The following is a 2,080-nucleotide window of genomic DNA, read 5'->3' as shown; positions in this document are numbered from 1 at the left end:
GGGCACCGTCCTGCCGGAGGTGCCTGCCGCGGCGGAGACCGCGGCGGTACTGGCCGCCGTGACGTCCGGCGCGGCGGAGGACGCCCCGGAGGCGCTGCGCGACCTGCTGGTCCTCGAACTGCTCTACGCGACCGGGATCCGGGTCGCGGAGCTGTGCGGGCTGGACGTCGGGGCGGTCGACGAGTCCACCCGTACGCTGCGGGTCCGGGGCAAGGGCGACCGGGAACGGACCGTCGTGTTCGGGGTCCCCGCCGCGCGCTCCCTGCGCCGCTGGCTCGACCACGGCCGACCGGCGCTGGCGACCCCGTCGTCGCCGCCGGCGCTGCTGCTGGGCGTGCGGGGCGGGCGGCTGGACCCGCGCGTCGCACGGACCGTCGTGCACCGCGCGATCCGGGCGGTACCGGGCGTCCCCGACGTCGGACCGCACGGTCTGCGGCACGCCGCGGCGACCCATCTGCTCGAGGGCGGAGCCGACCTTCGTTACGTACAGGAGTTGCTCGGTCACGCTACGCTGTCGACGACACAGCTCTACACGCATGTGACCGTCGACCGGTTGAAGGTGGTTCATGACCAGGCGCACCCTCGGGCCTGAGGCGTCCCCCACGACGCCCCGCCGTCCCGACGCGTTCCCCACCGCCCTGGCCACGGCCCTCGACCGGAGGGCCGCAGGCGCCGACATGCCCCGCGCGGCCGTCCTCGTACCGGTCCCCGACCCACCCGGGCACCCGCGCCGCGGCCCCCGCGACGTCACCACCGGACGACCGTCGGCGGGCGTGGCCCCGGCGTGCATCGCACTCGTCCCGGCGACGGGCCGGGCGCCCCGCGACACGCCCGACGGCGCACCGGATCACCTGAACGAGACCGTCGAGCCGGCTGTCGTGCCGCTGTGGCGCGAGTTCCTCGCCACCCGCGCCCCCGCCGCGCGACGATGCCTGGTCGAGCACCACGCCCCGCTCGTACGCGGTGTGGGGACGAAGCTGGCGGTGCGGCTGCCGTCGTCGATCGAGCTCGCCGACCTGCTGCAGTCCGGGACGTTCGGTCTGATGGAGGCCGTCGACCGGTTCGACCCCGGCCGCGGGATCCGGTTCGAGGCCTACGCGGCCCAGCGGGTCCGGGGCGCCATGCTCGACGAGCTGCGTTCCCAGGACTGGGTGCCCCGCACCGTGCGGGCGCGCAGCCGCGAGGTCGAACGTGCCCGTGAGGCGGTGCAGTTCCGCTCCGGGCGCCCCGCGACCGACGGCGAACTCGCCGCGGAGCTGGGCGTCGCGGTGCGCGACCTCCGTCAGGCCCGGCGGCCGATGTACCTGGTCAGCGCCGAGGACCTCGGCGCGGGCGGCCCGGCGGGCTCGCCGCTGTGGACGCTCCCGGCCGACGACTCGGTGGACCCGGTGACCTTGGCGGTCCGGAGGGAGACCGGGGCGGAGCTGCGTGCCGCGATCGGGCTGCTGGGGGAGCGGGACCGGCTGGTCGTGCGTCTCTACTACGTCGAGAACCGGACGCTGGCCGAGATCGGCGGGGTCCTCGGGGTCACCGAGTCCCGGGTCTGCCAGCTCCACGCCCGGGTGATCACCCGGCTGCGGGCGTCGATGCAGCCGGCGCTGGCGGGCTGACCCGGTCCGGAGCGTCCTCCGCGGTCTCCGGTGCCCCCTCCCAGGGGAGCAGCCGCACCCGGGGAGGCCGCAGCAGGACCAGCGGGTCCAGGTGGTCGAGCCGCTCCCGGCGCACGCCCCAGTGCAAGCAGGCCGCGACCGGGCACCCGATGTGCCCGGGTTCCAGCGTCCCCACCGGGTCGCCCCCGGCGAGCCGCGTCCCGGCGACGACGGCGGCGGTCACCGGCTCGTAGGTGCTCCGCAACCCGTCGGGGTGGTCGACGGAGACGACGCCGCGCCCGGCGATCCGCCCGGCGAACACCACCACCCCCTCCCGTGCGACGAGCACCGCCTGGCCGGGGGAGCCGCCGAGGTCGGCGCCGCGGTGCCCGCGGCCGTAGCGGAACGCGGGCTTGCGGAACACCGCGGTGACCGCCGGGGGCGGGAGCAGCGGCCACGCGTAGTCCGCCCCCGGGGCAGGGATCCCCGCT

The 2,080-nt window shown here is 76.9% G+C and carries 3 protein-coding genes; 2 read left to right on the top strand and 1 reads right to left on the bottom strand.

Features of this window, described 5'->3' with window-relative positions; translation table 11 throughout:
* Positions 1-592 (top strand): tyrosine-type recombinase/integrase (locus tag NH602_RS30430; protein ID WP_253069633.1); only part of this gene is annotated, 592 nt, incomplete at its 5' end.
* Positions 567-1,610: a FliA/WhiG family RNA polymerase sigma factor gene (locus NH602_RS30425; RefSeq protein ID WP_253069632.1), complete on the top strand. Its 1,044-nt coding sequence runs from the start codon at positions 567-569 to the stop codon at positions 1,608-1,610. The genes NH602_RS30430 and NH602_RS30425, both read left to right, overlap by 26 nt.
* On the opposite strand, the gene NH602_RS30420 is transcribed toward NH602_RS30425, so the two are convergent.
* Positions 1,567-2,080, bottom strand: a 514-nt coding sequence (locus NH602_RS30420; RefSeq protein WP_308292906.1) for a M23 family metallopeptidase, incomplete at its 5' end; no start/stop codon positions are given. The genes NH602_RS30425 and NH602_RS30420 overlap by 44 nt on opposite strands.

This window comes from Pseudonocardia sp. McavD-2-B (genome assembly GCF_024124365.1).
Classification (GTDB): domain Bacteria; phylum Actinomycetota; class Actinomycetes; order Mycobacteriales; family Pseudonocardiaceae; genus Pseudonocardia; species Pseudonocardia alni.
Note: the sequence above shows the minus strand (reverse complement) of the source record. Positions and strands in the feature narration are given on the sequence as shown.

Excerpts from the sequence above, each read along its gene's own strand:
- NH602_RS30425 (WP_253069632.1), top strand. The coding sequence starts at position 567 with ATGACCAGGCGCACCCTCGGGCCTGAGGCGTCCCCCACGACGCCCCGC.